30 protein-coding genes are annotated in these 17710 nt (G+C 45.9%); 28 read left to right on the top strand and 2 right to left on the bottom strand.

Features of this window, described 5'->3' with window-relative positions:
• Positions 1 to 50 precede the first annotated feature (50 nt).
• A complete protein-coding gene (cytR, locus tag C1S74_RS09555; RefSeq protein ID WP_038864897.1) occupies positions 51 to 1058 on the bottom strand; it encodes a DNA-binding transcriptional regulator CytR in 1008 nt (335 codons plus the stop codon).
• 206 nt (positions 1059 to 1264) lie between these two features.
• The gene (gene priA / locus C1S74_RS09550) at positions 1265 to 3466 is read right to left on the bottom strand and encodes a primosomal protein N' (RefSeq protein ID WP_045399289.1); all 2202 of its coding nucleotides are present in this window, start codon (positions 3464 to 3466) and stop codon (positions 1265 to 1267) included.
• A gap of 296 nt (positions 3467 to 3762) precedes the next feature.
• Here priA and rpmE point away from each other — a divergent pair, with 296 nt between their 5' ends.
• The 28 genes from rpmE (at position 3763) to C1S74_RS09410 (ending at position 17692) form a co-directional block, all read left to right on the top strand.
• Positions 3763 to 3981 (top strand): 50S ribosomal protein L31, encoded by a 219-nt coding sequence (rpmE, locus tag C1S74_RS09545; RefSeq protein WP_010445294.1) that lies wholly within the window; start codon positions 3763 to 3765, stop codon positions 3979 to 3981.
• A gap of 457 nt (positions 3982 to 4438) precedes the next feature.
• Positions 4439 to 4750 carry a 30S ribosomal protein S10 gene (gene rpsJ, locus C1S74_RS09540; protein ID WP_004410492.1) on the top strand — a complete coding sequence of 104 codons (312 nt, stop codon included), beginning with the start codon at positions 4439 to 4441 and terminating at the stop codon, positions 4748 to 4750.
• A 14-nt stretch (positions 4751 to 4764) separates the two neighbouring features.
• Complete coding sequence (gene rplC, locus C1S74_RS09535) at positions 4765 to 5394, top strand: 50S ribosomal protein L3 (RefSeq protein WP_005435072.1); 630 nt, start codon at positions 4765 to 4767, stop codon at positions 5392 to 5394.
• A 17-nt stretch (positions 5395 to 5411) separates the two neighbouring features.
• On the top strand, positions 5412 to 6014 hold the full coding sequence (rplD, locus tag C1S74_RS09530) for a 50S ribosomal protein L4 (protein ID WP_006878388.1): 603 nt from the start codon (positions 5412 to 5414) through the stop codon (positions 6012 to 6014).
• Entirely contained in the window at positions 6011 to 6313 is a 303-nt protein-coding gene (gene rplW, locus C1S74_RS09525; RefSeq protein ID WP_004398471.1) for a 50S ribosomal protein L23, read from the top strand. Before rplD ends, rplW begins: the two co-directional genes overlap by 4 nt.
• A gap of 15 nt (positions 6314 to 6328) precedes the next feature.
• Positions 6329 to 7153 carry a 50S ribosomal protein L2 gene (gene rplB, locus C1S74_RS09520; RefSeq protein ID WP_005435076.1) on the top strand — a complete coding sequence of 275 codons (825 nt, stop codon included), beginning with the start codon at positions 6329 to 6331 and terminating at the stop codon, positions 7151 to 7153.
• A 21-nt stretch (positions 7154 to 7174) separates the two neighbouring features.
• Positions 7175 to 7453, top strand: coding sequence for a 30S ribosomal protein S19 (gene rpsS / locus C1S74_RS09515; RefSeq protein ID WP_005435078.1), 279 nt, complete (start codon positions 7175 to 7177; stop codon positions 7451 to 7453).
• 10 nt (positions 7454 to 7463) lie between these two features.
• The gene (gene rplV, locus C1S74_RS09510; protein WP_005528535.1) at positions 7464 to 7796 is read left to right on the top strand and encodes a 50S ribosomal protein L22; all 333 of its coding nucleotides are present in this window, start codon (positions 7464 to 7466) and stop codon (positions 7794 to 7796) included.
• 18 nt (positions 7797 to 7814) lie between these two features.
• A complete protein-coding gene (gene rpsC, locus C1S74_RS09505) occupies positions 7815 to 8513 on the top strand; it encodes a 30S ribosomal protein S3 (RefSeq protein ID WP_038864899.1) in 699 nt (232 codons plus the stop codon).
• An 11-nt stretch (positions 8514 to 8524) separates the two neighbouring features.
• Positions 8525 to 8935 (top strand): 50S ribosomal protein L16, encoded by a 411-nt coding sequence (gene rplP / locus C1S74_RS09500; RefSeq protein WP_005379577.1) that lies wholly within the window; start codon positions 8525 to 8527, stop codon positions 8933 to 8935.
• Complete coding sequence (rpmC, locus tag C1S74_RS09495; RefSeq protein ID WP_004410456.1) at positions 8935 to 9126, top strand: 50S ribosomal protein L29; 192 nt, start codon at positions 8935 to 8937, stop codon at positions 9124 to 9126. The genes rplP and rpmC overlap by 1 nt, the downstream gene beginning before the upstream one ends.
• Positions 9126 to 9380: a 30S ribosomal protein S17 gene (gene rpsQ, locus C1S74_RS09490; protein WP_038864900.1), complete on the top strand. Its 255-nt coding sequence runs from the start codon at positions 9126 to 9128 to the stop codon at positions 9378 to 9380. The genes rpmC and rpsQ overlap by 1 nt, the downstream gene beginning before the upstream one ends.
• 162 nt (positions 9381 to 9542) lie before the next feature.
• Positions 9543 to 9914 (top strand): 50S ribosomal protein L14, encoded by a 372-nt coding sequence (gene rplN / locus C1S74_RS09485; protein WP_005489425.1) that lies wholly within the window; start codon positions 9543 to 9545, stop codon positions 9912 to 9914.
• Between the two features lie 13 nt (positions 9915 to 9927).
• The gene (rplX, locus tag C1S74_RS09480; RefSeq protein WP_005435084.1) at positions 9928 to 10245 is read left to right on the top strand and encodes a 50S ribosomal protein L24; all 318 of its coding nucleotides are present in this window, start codon (positions 9928 to 9930) and stop codon (positions 10243 to 10245) included.
• 23 nt (positions 10246 to 10268) lie between these two features.
• The gene (gene rplE, locus C1S74_RS09475) at positions 10269 to 10808 is read left to right on the top strand and encodes a 50S ribosomal protein L5 (protein WP_005528536.1); all 540 of its coding nucleotides are present in this window, start codon (positions 10269 to 10271) and stop codon (positions 10806 to 10808) included.
• A 17-nt stretch (positions 10809 to 10825) separates the two neighbouring features.
• Complete coding sequence (gene rpsN / locus C1S74_RS09470) at positions 10826 to 11131, top strand: 30S ribosomal protein S14 (protein WP_004410442.1); 306 nt, start codon at positions 10826 to 10828, stop codon at positions 11129 to 11131.
• A 29-nt stretch (positions 11132 to 11160) separates the two neighbouring features.
• Positions 11161 to 11553: a 30S ribosomal protein S8 gene (rpsH, locus tag C1S74_RS09465; RefSeq protein WP_005450567.1), complete on the top strand. Its 393-nt coding sequence runs from the start codon at positions 11161 to 11163 to the stop codon at positions 11551 to 11553.
• Positions 11554 to 11565: 12 nt separating this feature from the next.
• The gene (gene rplF, locus C1S74_RS09460; protein ID WP_038864901.1) at positions 11566 to 12099 is read left to right on the top strand and encodes a 50S ribosomal protein L6; all 534 of its coding nucleotides are present in this window, start codon (positions 11566 to 11568) and stop codon (positions 12097 to 12099) included.
• Positions 12100 to 12108: 9 nt separating this feature from the next.
• Positions 12109 to 12462 carry a 50S ribosomal protein L18 gene (gene rplR, locus C1S74_RS09455; protein ID WP_005435088.1) on the top strand — a complete coding sequence of 118 codons (354 nt, stop codon included), beginning with the start codon at positions 12109 to 12111 and terminating at the stop codon, positions 12460 to 12462.
• Positions 12463 to 12476: 14 nt separating this feature from the next.
• Complete coding sequence (gene rpsE / locus C1S74_RS09450; RefSeq protein ID WP_005435090.1) at positions 12477 to 12980, top strand: 30S ribosomal protein S5; 504 nt, start codon at positions 12477 to 12479, stop codon at positions 12978 to 12980.
• A 7-nt stretch (positions 12981 to 12987) separates the two neighbouring features.
• On the top strand, positions 12988 to 13164 hold the full coding sequence (gene rpmD, locus C1S74_RS09445; protein ID WP_000201159.1) for a 50S ribosomal protein L30: 177 nt from the start codon (positions 12988 to 12990) through the stop codon (positions 13162 to 13164).
• Positions 13165 to 13170: 6 nt separating this feature from the next.
• Positions 13171 to 13605, top strand: coding sequence for a 50S ribosomal protein L15 (gene rplO / locus C1S74_RS09440; RefSeq protein ID WP_038864902.1), 435 nt, complete (start codon positions 13171 to 13173; stop codon positions 13603 to 13605).
• A gap of 20 nt (positions 13606 to 13625) precedes the next feature.
• Complete coding sequence (gene secY / locus C1S74_RS09435) at positions 13626 to 14960, top strand: preprotein translocase subunit SecY (protein ID WP_005435093.1); 1335 nt, start codon at positions 13626 to 13628, stop codon at positions 14958 to 14960.
• Between the two features lie 39 nt (positions 14961 to 14999).
• Positions 15000 to 15113 carry a 50S ribosomal protein L36 gene (gene rpmJ / locus C1S74_RS09430; RefSeq protein ID WP_000868186.1) on the top strand — a complete coding sequence of 38 codons (114 nt, stop codon included), beginning with the start codon at positions 15000 to 15002 and terminating at the stop codon, positions 15111 to 15113.
• Positions 15114 to 15262: 149 nt separating this feature from the next.
• The gene (rpsM, locus tag C1S74_RS09425) at positions 15263 to 15619 is read left to right on the top strand and encodes a 30S ribosomal protein S13 (RefSeq protein WP_038864904.1); all 357 of its coding nucleotides are present in this window, start codon (positions 15263 to 15265) and stop codon (positions 15617 to 15619) included.
• 18 nt (positions 15620 to 15637) lie between these two features.
• Complete coding sequence (rpsK, locus tag C1S74_RS09420; RefSeq protein ID WP_001118870.1) at positions 15638 to 16027, top strand: 30S ribosomal protein S11; 390 nt, start codon at positions 15638 to 15640, stop codon at positions 16025 to 16027.
• A 27-nt stretch (positions 16028 to 16054) separates the two neighbouring features.
• A complete protein-coding gene (rpsD, locus tag C1S74_RS09415; RefSeq protein ID WP_005383146.1) occupies positions 16055 to 16675 on the top strand; it encodes a 30S ribosomal protein S4 in 621 nt (206 codons plus the stop codon).
• Between the two features lie 24 nt (positions 16676 to 16699).
• Complete coding sequence (locus C1S74_RS09410; protein ID WP_005383143.1) at positions 16700 to 17692, top strand: DNA-directed RNA polymerase subunit alpha; 993 nt, start codon at positions 16700 to 16702, stop codon at positions 17690 to 17692.
• Positions 17693 to 17710: the final 18 nt, after the last annotated feature.

Here is a 17710-nt window from a genome sequence, read left to right as displayed (position 1 = left end):
GGGTAATAAAAAGCGACGCTAAATGCGTCGCTTGGGGAGTCTTGCGTTGCTTATCGTAATGGTGGAGGCGCAGCACTACCACGAACGACAAGCTTAGTATCGAGCAGTCGAGATCCAGCATGTACATCATGGCCTTTAAGTAGCTCTAGCATCATCAGCATAGCTTGGCGACCAATCTCGTAACGAGGTTGAGAAATGGTGGTCAGTGGTGGATCGCAGTATTGCGCGAACTGAATGTCATCAAAGCCGACAATAGACAAATCTTGAGGAATACGAAGACCAAGACGCTTTGCTTCTTGAATGGCTCCAATCGCCATGGTGTCACAGTGACAGAAGAGTGCCGTTGGAGGCTCTGGTAATTCAAGCAGTTTACGAACGGCTTGTACTCCACCTTCAAAGGAGAAATCTGCAATCACACTGTATTGTGGTTCTTTATTGATGCCCGCGCGACGCAACGCTTGTTGATAACCTTGCTGACGGAATTGGCAAAGTACCGCAGTGTCCGGGCCAGAGATTTGCGCGATGCGTTTATGACCAAGTTGCGTTAGGTAGTTCACCGCTTCAAACGCTGAAGTCAGGTTATCGATATGAACAGTTGGTAACTCCAGCTCAGGGGCAAATTCACAGGCCATCACCATAGGTGGTAGGTTCTTTTGCTCAGGCTTGCTGACGTCAAAGGGTAAGTCTGTACCCAACAGCAACATACCGTCGGCTTGTTTGGTGAAGACCAAGTTTACAAATGAGCTCTCGCGTTTCTTTTGTTGACCGCTATCGCCAAGCAGAACCAGATAGCCATGCTCCATCGCTGCATCTTCGATACCGCGAATGATCTCTGAGAAGTACGGATCGCAAATATCCGGAACGATAGTGACAATGGTTTTTGATTCATTTCTTCGTAAGTTACGAGCTAATGAATTTGGTGAATAACCAGCTTCTAGTACGGCATCTTCCACTCTCTTTCTTGTTGAAGAAGAGACTTTTTCTGGATTCATTAATGCTCGTGATACTGTCGCAGTAGATACCCCTGCAAGCTGGGCAACATCCTTCATTGTCGCCATAGTTTTTACCCTCTTAAAATATTCGCCAAGGTGACGTTTGTCATTGTTCTAATTGAAGCCTATGTGACTGATCCACTTTAGACTTTACTAATTTGAATAGTCTATTCATTTCTAAAGGTAAAGTTACGGTCTGTTTAACAAAAATTGCAATCCTATTGTGATTTTACTCACATTAAAAGGCAATTCATTACATGGTTAAACGTTTGCTAGCTGAGATCTTGTGGCTCTATGTCTAAATTCCAGCGAACTTTCTTGGCATTTGGCAACAACTCAATAGCAGGTTTGGCACTGGTTAATAACTTTTGCATCAATGAGCGATGCTGAGTTTGCAAAAGTAACTGCCAGCGATACTTACCTGCACGTTTAGCAAGTGGTGAAGGCGTTGGCCCCAGCACCATGCAGGAATCATCGAATAGCGGATGTGATTCAAGAGTAAAACGCACCTGACGAAGGAAGTCCTCGACAATTTCACTTTGGTTCGCTTCGGCTTTAAACAGCGTTAAAAAGCTATATGGTGGTAGTTGAGCTAACTTGCGTTCTTCCAATGCCGTCATGGCAAAGTGTCGATAGTCTTTATGTAAAAGGGCTTGCAACAAGCTGTGCTCGGGGTGGTGAGTTTGAAGTATCACTTCACCAGGCTTGCTAGCTCGGCCTGCTCGGCCTGCAACCTGAATAAATAGCTGAGCCAGTCTTTCAGAAGCACGGAAATCACTACTATAAAGAGAGCCATCGACATCTAATAGTGCAACAAGGGTGACGTTAGGGAAGTGGTGACCTTTCGCCAACATCTGTGTTCCAATCAGAATTTGGTATTCGCCTTTACGAATTGATTCAAGCGCGTCTTCTAAACTGCCTTTGCGGCGCGTGCTGTCTCTATCAATGCGAATGGCTTTGTATTCAGGGAAAAGCTCGGCCAGTTGCAACTCAAGTTGTTCGGTTCCCACGCCAACTGTCACAAGCTGGGTCGAACCACAGCCCTGACATTGATGAATTACAGGTTGTTGTGAGCCGCAATGATGGCAGCGAATCTCGTTACTGTATTGATGGAAGGTATAGTACGCATCGCAACGTTTACATTCCGCAATCCAACCACACTCATGACACATGAGTGCAGGCGAGAAACCACGACGGTTCAAGAACAACATCACTTGGTTGCCTGCTTTTAGGTGCTTGCGCATTTCAGCAATTAGAGGAGCCGATAAGCCGCTGTCCAAATACAGCCCTTTGACATCGAGGACTTTATTCGTGGTCGGAACCGCTGAACCAGCGCGTTGTGTCAGGGTCAGATGATGATATTTCCCCGTAAGTGCGTTGTGCAGCGTTTCCAAAGCAGGGGTTGCAGAACCAAGCACAATAGGTACTTGCTCTTTATGGGCGCGCATCACGGCGACATCACGAGCGTGGTAACGCAGACTGTCTTGTTGCTTGTAAGATGCATCGTGCTCTTCATCGACAATAATAATACCGAGATCGGCAAAAGGTGTGAGCAGGGCCGAGCGGGTTCCAATAATGATGCCGGCGGCTTTGTCTCTTCCAGAAAGCCACGCATTGAGCCGCTCGGTATCATTCAATCCAGAATGAATCACATCAACAGGAACATTAAAACGGTGTTTAAAGCGGTTAATGGTTTGTGGTGTTAGACCAATCTCAGGTACGAGAACGAGTGCCTGTTTGCCTTTCTCGAGTACAGGTTTGATCAGGTTGAGGTAAACTTCAGTCTTACCAGATCCCGTTACCCCTTCTAATAAATAGCAAGCAAACCCGGTTTGGCTATTCACACTGGCAATCGCAAGCGCCTGCTCATGATTAACCTTGGGCTTTTCAACATCGCGCTCAACGTGATTACCCCATTTTGTGATAGTTGGCTTTTTCTCTATGCGCTCAACCCAGCCTTTTTCTTCCAAAGTCTTTAGCACTGTTGAGGGAATTTCTTGGTCGATGAACTCTTGATGCGGAACTGCGCCATCAACCAACATCTGCAATGCGCGCTGCTGTTTAACAGCTCTTCCCAAGCCTTGCATTAATTTATCTTTACCTGATTCGGTGATCTGCCATTCTTGCAGCGTTGCGAAGTCCGCCGGTTTCCCTTTACGTAGCGCTGCCGGCATTGCATTGTGCAAGGTATCGCCGAGAGGGTATTGATAAAAGTAACTGCACCACGTGAGCAAGGAATATAAATTCTCTGGCCATAGAGGTTGAGCATCTAATACGGCTTTGATTGGCTTAAGTTGCTCTTTAGGAAAGTCAGAATGGTTCACCATCGCTGTGACTACACCAACAAGGGTCTGGCGGCCAAAAGGAACAGATACTCTTCCCCCAATGAGCGGAAAGAGATGCCCAGGAATGACGTAATCGAACTGTTTGTCGAGTGGGACCGGCAGTGCCACTCTAGCGATGGATGGGCGCATAGAATCTTAACTATATAAAAGAGGGAAGAAGAGGGTATAGTCTATTAAAACCCTCGGCGAAATTCGAGTAAACCTCAAATAAGGCGGCAGAAAGCCTTCAGTACATACGTACTGGTGAAAAAAGTGGCGAAAAAGTTGCCAAATGTGTTGATCCCAGCAAAGTGATTCATTACTATACTGCGCCTTGAGATATGGCTTCGGCAATTGGCCGATGCGGTACTCATTTCCATTATTAATTACGTGTGGTGTGCGGCTTAGACTCGTATAGCGACACGGCCTACTATTGAGGTTATCCCATGAAAGCTGGTATCCACCCAGAATACAAAGCAGTAACTGCTACTTGTTCTTGCGGCAACTCTTTTGAGTTCAAATCTACTCTAGCGAAGGAATCTATCCACCTAGACGTATGTGACAAGTGTCACCCATTCTACACTGGTAAGCAACGTATCGTTGATACAGGCGGCCGTGTTGATCGCTTCAACAAGCGTTTCGGTGCACTATCAAGCAAGAAGTAATAGCCAGCGCTATTATCATTCCTGTTTAAAAAAGGACGCTACGGCGTCCTTTTTGTTTATGGCGAAAGCAAAAGCTGAAGGATAAATCGAGCGGTTAAATTTTGTTCGATTATTTTTCACTCAGGTCTTGCATCCTAAAGTGTGATCTGTATAATGCGTCGCACTGGTTAAGCCAGTTGTGAACCAATGAGCAATGAGGAGCGAGTAAATCTTCGGATTTACGAGGTAATGTAGACTCAGCTTATGTTCGCGGTTAATACAATTAGCTATCTTTTCTTCGGAAAAACTATCCCCAGACGTGACTCTGGTATGTAGGGGTAGTTAATCGAAAATTAACTGACAATGTGTCCTAATCTTGGACGCTACGGTTTCACATAAATCAATCGGCATTCTCTCGTCTTAACGAGTTTGAGTGGCGATATTGTTTGTGTAATTTTTAATATTGGAGCTCTGTCTCATGCAGAACCAACGTATCCGTATCCGCCTAAAAGCATTCGATTACAAACTAATCGACGCTTCTACAGCGGAAATCGTTGAAACAGCTAAGCGCACTGGCGCACAGGTTCGTGGTCCAATCCCACTGCCAACTCGTAAAGAGCGTTTCACAGTTCTTATCTCTCCACACGTTAACAAGAAAGCACGTGACCAGTACGAAATTCGTACTCACAAGCGTCTAATCGACATCGTTGAGCCAACAGACAAAACTGTTGATGCTCTAATGCGTCTAGACCTTGCTGCGGGCGTTGACGTTCAAATTAGCCTAGGTTAAGGGAGATTAGAAGAATGATTGGTCTAATCGGTCGTAAAGTGGGCATGACCCGCGTATTTACTGAAGACGGCGTTTCTATCCCAGTAACAGTTGTTGAAGTTGAAGCAAACCGTGTTTCTCAAGTTAAAACTCTTGAGACAGACGGCTACGCAGCAATTCAGGTAACTGCTGGTTCTAAGAAAGCTAACCGTGTAAACAAAGCTGAAGCAGGTCACTTTGCTAAAGCTGGCGTTGAAGCTGGTCGCGGTCTTTGGGAATTCCGTTTGGAAAACGGTGAAGAGTTCGCAGTTGGCGCTGAGCTAACAGTTGAACTATTCAACGAAACTAAGAAAGTAGACGTTACTGGTACATCTAAAGGTAAGGGCTTCCAAGGCGCTGTTAAGCGTTGGAACTTCCGTACTCAAGATATGACTCACGGTAACTCATTGTCTCACCGTGCACCGGGTTCAATTGGCCAATGTCAAACTCCAGGTCGCGTATTTAAAGGCAAGAAAATGGCAGGTCACATGGGTGCTGAGCGTGTAACGACTCAAAACCTAGAGATCGTACGTGTTGACGCTGAGCGCAATCTGCTTCTTATTAAAGGTGCAGTACCAGGCTCAACAGGTGGCAACGTGATCGTTAAACCAGCTGTTAAAGCATAACGTCTCAGGAGTAAGTAATGGAACTAATGGTTAAAGGTGCTGATGCACTAACTGTTTCCGAAACTACTTTCGGACGTGAGTTTAACGAAGCTCTTGTACACCAAGTAGTTGTTGCGTTTGCAGCAGGTGCTCGTCAAGGTACTCGTGCTCAAAAAACACGTTCAGAAGTTTCTGGCGGTGGCGCTAAGCCATGGCGTCAAAAAGGTACTGGCCGTGCGCGTGCTGGTACAATCCGTAGCCCAATCTGGCGTACAGGTGGTGTTACTTTTGCTGCGAAACCACAAGATCACAGCCAAAAAGTAAACAAAAAAATGTACCGCGGTGCTATGAAGAGCATTCTTTCTGAGCTAGTTCGTCAAGAGCGTCTAATCGTTGTTGATAACTTCTCAGTTGAAGCGCCAAAGACTAAAGAGCTAGTTGCTAAGCTTAAAGAGCTTGAGCTAACTGACGCTCTAATCGTGACTAGCGAAGTAGATGAGAATCTATTCCTAGCGGCTCGTAACCTATACAAAGTTGACGCACGTGATGTTGCTGGTATCGATCCAGTTTCACTAATCGCGTTCGACAAAGTTGTAATGACTGCTGACGCAGTTAAACAAGTTGAGGAGATGCTAGCATGATCACTGAAGAGCGTATCCTAAAAGTTCTACGTGCTCCGCACATCTCTGAAAAAGCAACTATGGCAGCTGAGAAAGCGAACACTATCGTTTTCAAAGTAGCTAAAGATGCAACTAAAAAAGAGATCAAAGCAGCTGTAGAAAAGCTTTTTGAAGTTGAAGTTAAGTCTGTAAATACTCTTATCACTAAGGGTAAGACCAAACGTCAAGGTCTACGCCAAGGTCGCCGCAGCGACGTTAAGAAAGCGTACGTTACTTTGAAAGAAGGTCAAGATCTTGACTTTGTTGGCGGCGCGGAATAACAGGAGTAGTTAAGAATGGCTATTGTTAAATGTAAGCCGACTTCCCCTGGTCGTCGTCACGTTGTTAAAGTTGTTAACGCTGACCTACACAAGGGCAAGCCATACGCACCTCTTCTAGAGAAAAACTCTAAGAACGGTGGTCGTAACAACAACGGTCGTATCACAGTACGTCACATCGGCGGTGGTCACAAGCACCACTACCGTGTAGTTGACTTCAAACGTACTAAAGATGGCATCCCAGCGAAAGTTGAGCGTCTAGAATACGATCCAAACCGTAGCGCAAACATTGCTCTAGTTCTTTACAAAGACGGTGAGCGTCGCTACATCCTAGCACCTAAAGGTGTTAACGCGGGTGATGTTATCCAATCTGGTGTTGATGCACCGATTAAAGCTGGTAACACTCTTCCAATGCGTAACATCCCAGTAGGTTCAACTGTACACAACGTTGAACTAAAACCTGGTAAAGGTGGTCAGCTAGCTCGTTCGGCTGGTGCTTACGCTCAAATCGTTGCTCGCGACGGTGCGTACGTAACTATCCGTCTACGTTCTGGCGAAATGCGCAAAGTTCTTTCTGAAGGCCGTGCAACAATCGGTGAAGTTGGTAACTCTGAGCACATGCTACGTGAACTTGGTAAAGCTGGTGCTTCACGCTGGCGCGGCGTACGTCCAACCGTACGTGGTGTAGTAATGAACCCGGTTGATCACCCACACGGTGGTGGTGAAGGTCGTACTTCTGGTGGCCGTCATCCAGTATCTCCTTGGGGTATGCCAACTAAAGGCTTCAAGACTCGTAAGAACAAACGCACTGACAAGTACATCGTACGTCGTCGTAACAAGTAATCTATATAAAGAGGAATCGCCATGCCACGTTCTCTCAAGAAAGGTCCTTTTATTGACCTACACTTGCTGAAGAAGGTAGAGAAAGCGGTGGAAAGCGGAGACAAAAAGCCTATTAAGACTTGGTCCCGTCGTTCAATGATCATCCCTACGATGATCGGTTTGACCATCGCTGTCCATAATGGTCGTCAGCACGTACCAGTATTTGTAACTGAAGAAATGATCGGTCACAAACTGGGTGAATTCGCACCAACACGTACTTACCGCGGTCACGCTGCGGATAAGAAAGCTAAGAAGCGTTAAGGAGTAAATGATGGAAGCTATTGCTAAACATAACTTTGCTCGCATTTCGCCTCAGAAAGCTCGCTTAGTTGCGGATCTAATTCGTGGTAAATCTGTTGACCAAGCTCTAGAAATCCTAACTTTCAGCAACAAAAAAGCTGCTGTTCTAGTTAAGAAAGTTCTAGAGTCTGCTATCGCTAACGCGGAGCACAACGAAGGTGCAGATATTGACGATCTGAATGTCGCAAAAATCTTTGTAGATGAAGGCCCAACCATGAAGCGTATTATGCCTCGTGCTAAAGGTCGTGCGGATCGTATCTTGAAGCGTTCAAGCCACATCACTGTTGTTGTAGCAGATCGCTAGAGACTAGGAGAGTAAGCAATGGGTCAAAAAGTACATCCTAATGGTATTCGTCTTGGCATCGTTAAGCCTTGGAATGCTACATGGTTTGCTAACACCAAAGATTTCGCTGACAACCTAGACGGCGACTTCAAGGTACGTCAGTTCCTTACTAAGGAACTACAAAAAGCATCTCTTTCACGCATCGTTATCGAGCGTCCTGCTAAGAGCATCCGTGTGACTATTCACACTGCTCGTCCAGGCGTTGTAATCGGTAAGAAAGGTGAAGACGTTGAGAAACTACGCACAGCTGTAGCAAAAATTGCAGGTGTACCAGCGCAAATTAACATCGCTGAAGTACGTAAACCTGAACTTGATGCACAACTTGTTGGCGATAGCATCGCGTCTCAACTAGAGCGTCGTGTTATGTTCCGTCGTGCTATGAAGCGCGCGGTACAAAACGCAATGCGTCTAGGTGCTAAAGGCATCAAAGTGGAAGTAAGCGGTCGTCTAGGCGGCGCTGAAATCGCACGTTCTGAGTGGTACCGTGAAGGTCGTGTGCCTCTACACACTCTACGTGCAGACATTGATTACGCAACTTCTTCGGCTCACACTCAATACGGTGTGATCGGCATTAAAACTTGGATCTTCAAAGGTGAGATTCTAGGTGGTATGCCAGCAGCTAACGCTGTAGAGCCTAAAGGCGATAAGCCTAAGAAGCAGCGTAAAGGCCGTAAGTAAGGAGTCGACAGATGCTACAACCTAAACGTACTAAGTTCCGTAAGGTTCAGACAGGTCGTAACCGTGGTCTAGCTAAAGGTACTGATGTAAGCTTCGGCGAATTCGGTCTTAAAGCTGTTGGCCGTGGTCGTCTAACTGCTCGTCAAATCGAAGCGGCACGTCGTGCAATGACACGTCACGTTAAGCGTCAAGGTAAAATCTGGATCCGTGTGTTCCCAGACAAACCAATCACAGAAAAACCACTTGAAGTTCGTCAAGGTAAGGGTAAAGGTAACGTTGAGTACTGGGTAGCCCAAATCCAACCTGGTAAGGTTATGTACGAAATGGGTGGTGTACCTGAAGAATTGGCGCGTGAAGCGTTCCGCCTAGCGGCTCGTAAACTGCCATTCAAAACTACATTTGTAACTAAGCAGGTGATGTGATGAAAGCACAAGATCTACGCGAGAAAAGCGTTGAAGAGCTTAACGCTGAGCTATTGAATTTGCTACGCGAACAGTTCAACTTGCGCATGCAAGCTGCAACTGGTCAGCTACAGCAAACTCATACTCTGAAAGCTGTACGCCGTGATATCGCACGTGTGAAAACTGTTTTGACTGAGAAGGCAGGCGCATAATGAGCGAAGTAAAACGTACTCAACAAGGTCGTGTAGTTAGCGACAAGATGGACAAGTCTATCGTTGTTGCTATCGAACGCATGGTGAAACACCCAATTTACGGTAAATACGTAAAGCGTACGACTAAAGTACACGCACATGACGAAAACAACACTTGTGGCCTAGGCGACAAAGTTGAAATCGCAGAGTGTCGTCCACTGTCTAAGACTAAGTCTTGGACATTGGTAAAAGTCCTAGAAAAGGCGAAGATGTAATCTTCACTATTCTATAGGTAGGAAAGCGGCTCCAAAAAATTTTTGGGGCCGTTTATTTTTTGACTACCCAATCACAAAAAAGGGTGGTACAATCCGCGTCTCTTTTAAGAGGCAGCCCGACCCGTGATGGGTCTAGTTATTAATATTTAGCGGAGCACTAACATGATCCAAATGCAAAGTATGCTGGACGCAGCTGATAACTCAGGCGCACGCAGCGTAATGTGTATTAAGGTTCTGGGTGGCTCACACCGCCGTTATGCACATATCGGTGACGTCATCAAAGTTACTGTTAAGGAAGCAATTCCTCGCGGTAAAGTAAAGAAAGGTGACGTTATGAAGGCGGTTGTAGTGCGCACCCGTAAAGGCGTACGTCGTCCTGACGGTTCTGTCATTCGCTTCGACCGAAATGCTTGCGTACTGTTGAATAACACTACTGAGCAACCAATCGGTACACGTATCTTTGGTCCTGTGACACGCGAACTTCGTGGCGATAAGTTCATGAAGATCGTTTCACTGGCTCCAGAAGTTCTGTAAGGAGCACGTAGAAATGGCAGCTAAAATCCGTCGTAATGACGAAGTAATCGTTCTTGCTGGTAAAGACAAAGGCAAGAAAGGTAAAGTAACTAAGGTCCTAGCAACTGGTAAAGTTATCGTTGAAGGTATCAACCTTGTTAAGAAACACCAGAAACCTGTTCCTGCACTAGGTATCCAAGGCGGTATCGTAGAGCAAGAAGCAGCTATCGATGTTTCTAACGTGGCGATCTTTAACGCAGCTACTGGTAAAGCTGACCGTATCGGTTTCCGTTTTGAAGATGGTAAGAAAGTTCGTTTCTTTAAATCTAACAACGAAATCGTTTCTAACTAATAGAAGTAATTTGGAGTTCTACTATGGCGAAACTGCATGATTACTACAAGTCGTCTGTAGTCGCTGAACTGACCAAACAGTTTAGCTACACAAGCGTCATGCAAGTCCCTAGAATCGAGAAAATCACCCTAAACATGGGTGTTGGTGAAGCAATCAACGATAAGAAACTGCTAGAAAACGCAGCTGCTGATATGGCAACGATCTCTGGTCAAAAGCCACTTATCACTAAAGCTCGTAAATCTGTTGCAGGTTTCAAAATCCGTGAAGGCTACCCTATCGGTTGTAAAGTAACCTTGCGTGGCGAACGTATGTGGGAATTTTTAGAGCGTTTAATCTCTATCGCACTTCCACGTGTACGTGACTTCCGTGGTGTTAGCGCTAAGTCTTTTGACGGTCGCGGTAACTACAGCATGGGCGTTCGCGAGCAAATCATCTTCCCGGAAATCGACTTTGATAAAGTTGATCGAGTACGCGGTCTAGACATCACTATTACGACGTCTGCTGGTACTGATGAGGAAGGCCGTGCTCTGCTGGCTGCCTTTAACTTCCCATTCCGTAAGTAAGGTGAAGGGTTACTGTTATGGCTAAAAATTCAATGAAAGCACGTGAAGCAAAACGTGCGAAGCTAGTAGCTAAGTTCGCTGAAAAGCGTGCGGCGCTAAAAGCTATCATCAGCGATGTAAACGCATCTGAAGAAGATCGTTGGAATGCGGTTCTTACACTGCAATCTCTTCCACGTGATTCAAGTGCATCACGTCAGCGCAACCGTTGTAACCAAACTGGTCGTCCACACGGTTACCTACGTAAGTTCGGTCTAAGCCGTATTAAGGTTCGTGAAGCTTGCATGAAAGGCGAGATTCCGGGTCTTCGTAAGGCTAGCTGGTAATTGCCACTTAATCATTTGGAGTAAATCATATGAGCATGCAAGATCCGATTTCGGATATGCTGACCCGCGTTCGTAACGGTCAGGCAGCAAACAAAGTTGCTGTTAAAATGCCTTCTTCAAAGCTTAAAGTTGCAATTGCTGCACTACTAAAAGCTGAAGGTTACATCGTTGACTTCGCTGTTGAAGGCGAAGCAAAACCTGAGCTAGAAGTTACACTTAAGTACTTCCAAGCAAAACCAGTAATCGAGCAACTTAAACGTGTTTCTCGTCCAGGTCTACGTGTTTACAAGAAGAAAGATCAACTTCCTTCTGTAATGGGTGGTCTTGGTATTGCTATCGTTTCAACTTCCAAGGGTCTTATGTCAGACCGCGCTGCACGTAAAGCAGGTCTTGGTGGTGAAATCATCTGCTACGTAGCTTAATAGGAGTAGAATATGTCTCGTGTTGCTAAGGCACCTGTCGCTATTCCAGCTGGCGTAGAGGTGAAACTAAACGGCCAAGAAATCACTGTAAAAGGTGCGAAGGGCGAACTAACACGCGTTGTTAACAATGCAGTTGTTGTTGCTCAGGAAGAAAACAACCTAACTTTCGGTCCTAAAGAAGGTTTTGCTAACGCATGGGCACAAGCTGGTACAGCTCGCGCTCTAGTTAACAACATGGTTGTTGGTGTTACTGAAGGCTTTACTAAGAAGCTAACTCTTAAAGGTGTTGGTTACCGTGCTGCTATTAAAGGCAACGCTGTAGGTCTAACACTAGGCTTCTCTCACCCAGTTGAGCACGAGTTGCCAGCGGGTATTAAAGCTGAATGTCCAAGCCAAACTGAAATCATCATTACTGGTTGTGATAAGCAACTAGTTGGTCAAGTTGCGGCTGACATTCGTTCTTACCGTCAACCTGAGCCTTACAAAGGTAAAGGTGTTCGTTACGCAGATGAAAATGTGCGTACTAAAGAAGCTAAGAAGAAGTAAGGTAACACTATGGATAAGAAAGCATCTCGCATCCGTCGTGCTACACGCGCACGTCGTAAGATTGCAGAACTGGGTGCGACTCGCCTAGTTGTACACCGTACTCCTCGTCACGTGTACGCACAGGTTATCGCGGCTAATGGCTCTGAGGTTATCGCAGCAGCTTCTACTGTAGAAAAAGCGATCCGTGAGCAAGTGAAATACACTGGTAACGTTGATGCAGCTAAAGCAGTAGGTAAAGCTGTTGCTGAGCGCGCTCTTGAAAAAGGCGTAACTGCAGTTGCATTTGATCGTTCTGGTTTCCAATACCACGGTCGAGTAGCGGCGCTAGCAGAATCTGCTCGCGAAGCTGGTCTGAAATTCTAAGGTAGGGTTGGAAGATGGCTAAAGAACAACAAGTTCAAGCGAATGATTTGCAAGAAAAATTAATCGCAGTTAACCGTGTTTCTAAAACGGTTAAAGGCGGTCGAATCATGAGCTTCACTGCACTAACAGTAGTTGGTGACGGTAACGGTCGTGTAGGTTTCGGTTACGGCAAAGCTCGTGAAGTACCTGCAGCGATTCAAAAAGCAATGGAAAAAGCGCGTCGTAACATGACTACTATCGCGCTAAACGAAGGCACTCTTCACCACCCAGTGAAAGGTCGCCATTCGGGCTCTAAAGTTTACATGCAGCCTGCTGCTGAAGGTACTGGTGTTATCGCAGGTGGTGCGATGCGTGCAGTACTAGAAGTTGCTGGTGTACACAACGTACTATCTAAAGCATACGGTTCTACGAACCCTATCAACATCGTTCGTGCAACGATCGATGCACTAGGTAGCATGAAGTCGCCAGAAATGGTTGCTGCTAAACGTGGTCTAACTGTTGAAGCTATTTCGGAGTAAGAACACCATGGCAACTATTAAAGTAACTCAAACTAAAAGCTCAATTGGTCGCCTGCCAAAGCACAAAGCTACTTTGCGCGGTCTAGGCCTTCGTAAAATCAACCACACAGTAGAACTTGAAGATACTCCGTGCGTGCGCGGTATGATCAACAAGGTTTACTACATGGTTAAAGTTGAGGAGTAATCAGAAATGCGTTTGAATACTCTATCACCGGCTGCTGGCTCGAAAACTTCTCCGAAGCGTGTAGGTCGTGGTATCGGTTCTGGCCTAGGTAAAACTGGTGGCCGTGGTCACAAAGGTCAAAAGTCACGTTCTGGCGGCTCTGTTCGTCCAGGTTTTGAAGGCGGTCAAATGCCTCTAAAACAACGTCTACCTAAATTCGGTTTCACTTCTCGTAAGAGCCTAGTGTCTGCTGAAGTTCGTCTAGCTGAGCTAGCGAAAGTAACAGGTGACGTAGTTGATCTTAACAGCCTAAAAGCTGCTAACGTTATCACTAAGAACATCGAATTCGTTAAGATCGTTCTTTCTGGTGACCTAAGCAAAGCTGTGACTGTTAAAGGTCTACGCGTGACTAAAGGCGCTAAAGCTGCAATCGAAGCTGCAGGCGGTAAAATCGAGGAATAATCTCGAGGAACGAGGTACAGATGGCTAAGAAACCAGGACAAGATTTTCGTAGTGCTCAGAGCGGCTTAAGTGAACTAAAGTCGCGCTTGTTATTCGTAATTGGTGCACTTTTAGTATTCCGAGCCGGCTCATTTGTGCCGATTCCTGGTATTGACGCTGCTGTACTTGCCGATTTGTTCGAACAGCAAAAAGGTACCATCGTAGAAATGTTTAACATGTTCTCCGGTGGTGCACTTGAGCGTGCATCTATATTAGCATTGGGCATCATGCCGTATATTTCGGCATCTATTGTTGTCCAATTGCTAACTGTAGTTCATCCAGCGTTAGCGGAACTCAAGAAAGAGGGTGAAGCAGGCCGTCGTAAGATCAGCCAATATACACGCTACGGCACGCTTGTACTTGCAACATTCCAAGCTATTGGTATTGCAACTGGCTTACCAAACATGGTCGACAATCTGGTTGTAATGAACCAAACCATGTTTACGCTAATTGCTACCGTAAGTTTAGTAACCGGTACCATGTTCCTAATGTGGTTAGGTGAACAAATTACAGAGCGAGGAATCGGTAATGGTATTTCCATTCTGATTTTTGCAGGTATTGTTGCTGGATTGCCTTCTGCAATCGGTCAAACAATCGAGCAAGCGCGTCAAGGTGAATTGCATGTACTTCTTCTACTGTTAATCGCGGTATTAGCTTTCGCAGTAATTTACTTCGTTGTTTTCATGGAACGTGGCCAACGCCGAATCGTCGTTAACTACGCTAAGCGTCAACAAGGTCGTAAAGTATTTGCTGCACAGAGCTCGCATTTGCCACTTAAAATTAATATGGCAGGTGTTATTCCAGCGATTTTCGCATCAAGCATTATCCTGTTCCCAGGAACACTGGCTCAGTGGTTTGGTCAGAACGGTGAGAGCAGCGCGTTCGGTTGGTTAACTGACGTGTCTTTGGCTCTTAGCCCAGGTCAACCTCTGTATGTAATGCTTTATGCAGCAGCGATTATCTTCTTCTGTTTCTTTTACACGGCGTTGGTTTTCAACCCGCGTGAAACAGCGGATAACTTGAAGAAGTCCGGTGCATTCGTACCCGGTATCCGCCCAGGTGAGCAGACAGCGAAGTACATCGATAAAGTAATGACACGTTTAACCCTAGCGGGCGCACTGTACATTACCTTTATCTGTCTGATTCCCGAGTTCATGATGGTCGCGTGGAACGTACGTTTCTACTTCGGCGGTACATCACTACTTATCGTAGTTGTTGTTATCATGGACTTTATGGCACAGGTACAGACTCATCTGATGTCTCAACAGTATGATTCTGTGTTGAAGAAAGCGAATCTGAAAGGCTACGGTCGTTAATAGCGACGGTAGACTCAGTTTCAATTACGGAGTTTAGCAATGAAAGTTCGTGCTTCCGTTAAAAAAATCTGCCGTAACTGTAAAGTAATCAAGCGTAACGGTGTCGTTCGCGTGATTTGCAGTGAGCCAAAGCACAAACAGCGCCAAGGCTAATTAGCAGAAATTTTTACTTGAAAACGAAGGTTAGGTCGAGTATATTCCTCGGCCTACCTTTTGCGTGCAAAAGAAGTAGTATCCCGCAGCGTATCCATAACGGGCTTTGCTGCGGCTAATTCTTTTATAGAACCACTTAGGAGTGAATAATGGCCCGTATAGCAGGCATTAACATTCCTGATCAGAAACACGCTGTAATCGCTCTAACAGCGATCTACGGCATCGGTAAAACTCGCTCTCAAGCTATCCTAGCTGAAGTGGGTATTGCTGAAGATGTTAAGATCAGTGAACTAACTGAAGATCAGATCGATCAACTGCGTGATGGTGTAGCTAAGTACACTGTAGAAGGTGATCTACGTCGTGAAGTATCTATGAACATCAAGCGTCTTATGGACCTTGGCTGTTACCGTGGTCTTCGTCATCGTCGCAGTCTACCACTACGTGGACAGCGTACTAAAACCAACGCTCGCACCCGTAAGGGTCCGCGTAAGCCGATCAAGAAATAATCGGGAAGGTAGAGTACAATGGCTAAACAACCAACTCGCGCTCGTAAGCGCGTACGCAAGCAAGTTGCAGATGGCGTTGCGCACATCCATGCTTCTTTCAATAACACAATCGTAACCATTACTGACCGTCAAGGTAACGCTCTAGCTTGGGCTACTGCAGGTGGTTCTGGTTTCCGCGGTTCTCGTAAGTCTACTCCGTTCGCTGCACAGGTTGCTGCTGAGCGTTGTGCTGAAATGGCTAAAGAATACGGTCTAAAGAACTTGGAAGTTATGGTTAAGGGTCCTGGTCCAGGTCGTGAATCTACTGTTCGCGCTCTGAACGCTGCTGGTTTCCGCATCACAAACATCGTTGATGCTACACCAATCCCTCATAACGGTTGTCGTCCACCTAAGAAACGTCGTGTATAACGTTTTTTAGATTACTGGAGAAAGATCATGGCAAGATATTTGGGTCCTAAGCTGAAGCTTAGCCGTCGTGAAGGCACTGACTTATTCCTTAAGTCTGGTGTTCGCGCGATCGATACCAAGTGTAAAATTGATAACGCACCAGGTGTACACGGCGCTCGTCGCGGTCGTCTATCTGAGTATGGCGTTCAGCTTCGTGAGAAGCAAAAAGTTCGTCGTATGTACGGCGTTCTAGAAAAACAATTCCGTAACTACTACAAAGAAGCTGCACGCCTTAAAGGCAACACAGGTGAGAACCTGCTTCAGCTTCTTGAAGGTCGTCTTGATAACGTAGTTTACCGCATGGGCTTTGGCGCAACTCGCGCAGAAGCACGTCAGCTAGTTAGCCACAAAGCTATCCTAGTTAACGGTAAAGTTGTAAACGTTCCTTCTTTCAAAGTAGCGGCTAATGACGTTGTTTCTATTCGCGAGAAAGCTAAACAGCAAGCTCGTATTAAAGCGGCTCTAGAAGTTGCTGAACAACGTGAAAAACCAACTTGGATTGAAGTAGATGGTGGCAAGATGGAAGGTACATTCAAGCGTATGCCTGAGCGTTCTGATCTATCAGCTGACATCAACGAACAATTGATCGTCGAGCTTTACTCTAAGTAAGGTTTAAACTAAAGAGAGGACACAATGCAGGGTTCTGTAACAGAATTTCTTAAGCCACGTCTAGTTGACATCGAACAAATCAGCTCGACTCACGCAAAAGTAACTCTTGAGCCATTAGAGCGTGGCTTTGGTCATACTCTGGGTAATGCACTTCGCCGTATCCTTCTATCTTCTATGCCAGGTTGTGCTGTGACAGAAGTAGAAATCGAAGGCGTACTTCATGAGTACAGCACTAAAGAAGGCGTACAAGAAGATATTCTTGAAATCCTTCTAAACCTTAAAGGTTTGGCTGTACGCGTTGCCGAAGGCAAAGATGAAGTGTTCATTACTTTGAACAAATCAGGCTCGGGCCCTGTGGTTGCAGGTGACATCACCCATGATGGTGATGTAGAGATCGCTAACCCTGAACACGTTATTTGTCACCTAACGGATGACAATGCTGAAATCGCAATGCGTATTAAAGTAGAACGTGGTCGTGGTTATGTTCCAGCTTCTGCGCGTATCCATAACGAAGAAGACGAGCGTCCAATCGGTCGCCTACTAGTAGATGCTACTTACAGCCCTGTAGACAAAATTGCCTACGCTGTAGAAGCAGCTCGTGTAGAACAGCGCACTGATTTAGACAAGCTAGTTATCGATATGGAAACAAACGGTACTCTAGAACCTGAGGAAGCAATCCGTCGTGCAGCTACTATCCTAGCTGAACAATTGGATGCGTTCGTAGATCTTCGTGATGTACGTGTACCTGAGGAGAAGGAAGAGAAGCCAGAATTCGATCCGATCCTACTGCGTCCTGTAGACGATCTTGAACTAACAGTTCGCTCTGCTAACTGTCTGAAAGCAGAAGCGATTCACTACATCGGTGATCTAGTACAACGTACTGAGGTTGAGCTACTTAAAACGCCTAACCTTGGTAAAAAATCTCTTACTGAGATTAAAGACGTACTTGCGTCACGTGGTCTGTCTCTGGGCATGCGCCTAGAAAACTGGCCACCTGCATCAATCGCTGAAGATTAATCGATACTAGTTAGAAGG

Origin of the sequence: Vibrio hyugaensis (assembly GCF_002906655.1) — a bacterium.
In the GTDB taxonomy this organism is placed as follows: Bacteria; Pseudomonadota; Gammaproteobacteria; order Enterobacterales; family Vibrionaceae; genus Vibrio; species Vibrio hyugaensis.
Note: the sequence above shows the minus strand (reverse complement) of the source record. Positions and strands in the feature narration are given on the sequence as shown.

Bases quoted from the DNA above. Each gene is read 5' to 3' on its own strand.
- rplV (WP_005528535.1), top strand. From the start codon at position 7,464: ATGGAAGCTATTGCTAAACATAACTTTGCTCGCATTTCGCCTCAGAAA.
- rpsC (WP_038864899.1), top strand. From the start codon at position 7,815: ATGGGTCAAAAAGTACATCCTAATGGTATTCGTCTTGGCATCGTTAAG.
- rplN (WP_005489425.1), top strand. From the start codon at position 9,543: ATGATCCAAATGCAAAGTATGCTGGACGCAGCTGATAACTCAGGCGCA.
- rplB (WP_005435076.1), top strand. From the start codon at position 6,329: ATGGCTATTGTTAAATGTAAGCCGACTTCCCCTGGTCGTCGTCACGTT.
- rplF (WP_038864901.1), top strand. From the start codon at position 11,566: ATGTCTCGTGTTGCTAAGGCACCTGTCGCTATTCCAGCTGGCGTAGAG.
- rpsH (WP_005450567.1), top strand. From the start codon at position 11,161: ATGAGCATGCAAGATCCGATTTCGGATATGCTGACCCGCGTTCGTAAC.
- rpmC (WP_004410456.1), top strand. From the start codon at position 8,935: ATGAAAGCACAAGATCTACGCGAGAAAAGCGTTGAAGAGCTTAACGCT.
- rpsS (WP_005435078.1), top strand. From the start codon at position 7,175: ATGCCACGTTCTCTCAAGAAAGGTCCTTTTATTGACCTACACTTGCTG.
- rplC (WP_005435072.1), top strand. From the start codon at position 4,765: ATGATTGGTCTAATCGGTCGTAAAGTGGGCATGACCCGCGTATTTACT.
- C1S74_RS09410 (WP_005383143.1), top strand. From the start codon at position 16,700: ATGCAGGGTTCTGTAACAGAATTTCTTAAGCCACGTCTAGTTGACATC.
- rplP (WP_005379577.1), top strand. From the start codon at position 8,525: ATGCTACAACCTAAACGTACTAAGTTCCGTAAGGTTCAGACAGGTCGT.
- rplX (WP_005435084.1), top strand. From the start codon at position 9,928: ATGGCAGCTAAAATCCGTCGTAATGACGAAGTAATCGTTCTTGCTGGT.
- rplO (WP_038864902.1), top strand. From the start codon at position 13,171: ATGCGTTTGAATACTCTATCACCGGCTGCTGGCTCGAAAACTTCTCCG.
- rpsJ (WP_004410492.1), top strand. From the start codon at position 4,439: ATGCAGAACCAACGTATCCGTATCCGCCTAAAAGCATTCGATTACAAA.
- priA (WP_045399289.1), bottom strand. From the start codon at position 3,466: ATGCGCCCATCCATCGCTAGAGTGGCACTGCCGGTCCCACTCGACAAA.
- rpmD (WP_000201159.1), top strand. From the start codon at position 12,988: ATGGCAACTATTAAAGTAACTCAAACTAAAAGCTCAATTGGTCGCCTG.
- rpsD (WP_005383146.1), top strand. From the start codon at position 16,055: ATGGCAAGATATTTGGGTCCTAAGCTGAAGCTTAGCCGTCGTGAAGGC.
- secY (WP_005435093.1), top strand. From the start codon at position 13,626: ATGGCTAAGAAACCAGGACAAGATTTTCGTAGTGCTCAGAGCGGCTTA.
- cytR (WP_038864897.1), bottom strand. From the start codon at position 1,058: ATGGCGACAATGAAGGATGTTGCCCAGCTTGCAGGGGTATCTACTGCG.
- rplE (WP_005528536.1), top strand. From the start codon at position 10,269: ATGGCGAAACTGCATGATTACTACAAGTCGTCTGTAGTCGCTGAACTG.
- rpsK (WP_001118870.1), top strand. From the start codon at position 15,638: ATGGCTAAACAACCAACTCGCGCTCGTAAGCGCGTACGCAAGCAAGTT.
- rpsM (WP_038864904.1), top strand. From the start codon at position 15,263: ATGGCCCGTATAGCAGGCATTAACATTCCTGATCAGAAACACGCTGTA.
- rpsN (WP_004410442.1), top strand. From the start codon at position 10,826: ATGGCTAAAAATTCAATGAAAGCACGTGAAGCAAAACGTGCGAAGCTA.
- rplW (WP_004398471.1), top strand. From the start codon at position 6,011: ATGATCACTGAAGAGCGTATCCTAAAAGTTCTACGTGCTCCGCACATC.
- rpmE (WP_010445294.1), top strand. From the start codon at position 3,763: ATGAAAGCTGGTATCCACCCAGAATACAAAGCAGTAACTGCTACTTGT.
- rplD (WP_006878388.1), top strand. From the start codon at position 5,412: ATGGAACTAATGGTTAAAGGTGCTGATGCACTAACTGTTTCCGAAACT.
- rpsE (WP_005435090.1), top strand. From the start codon at position 12,477: ATGGCTAAAGAACAACAAGTTCAAGCGAATGATTTGCAAGAAAAATTA.
- rpsQ (WP_038864900.1), top strand. From the start codon at position 9,126: ATGAGCGAAGTAAAACGTACTCAACAAGGTCGTGTAGTTAGCGACAAG.
- rpmJ (WP_000868186.1), top strand. From the start codon at position 15,000: ATGAAAGTTCGTGCTTCCGTTAAAAAAATCTGCCGTAACTGTAAAGTA.
- rplR (WP_005435088.1), top strand. From the start codon at position 12,109: ATGGATAAGAAAGCATCTCGCATCCGTCGTGCTACACGCGCACGTCGT.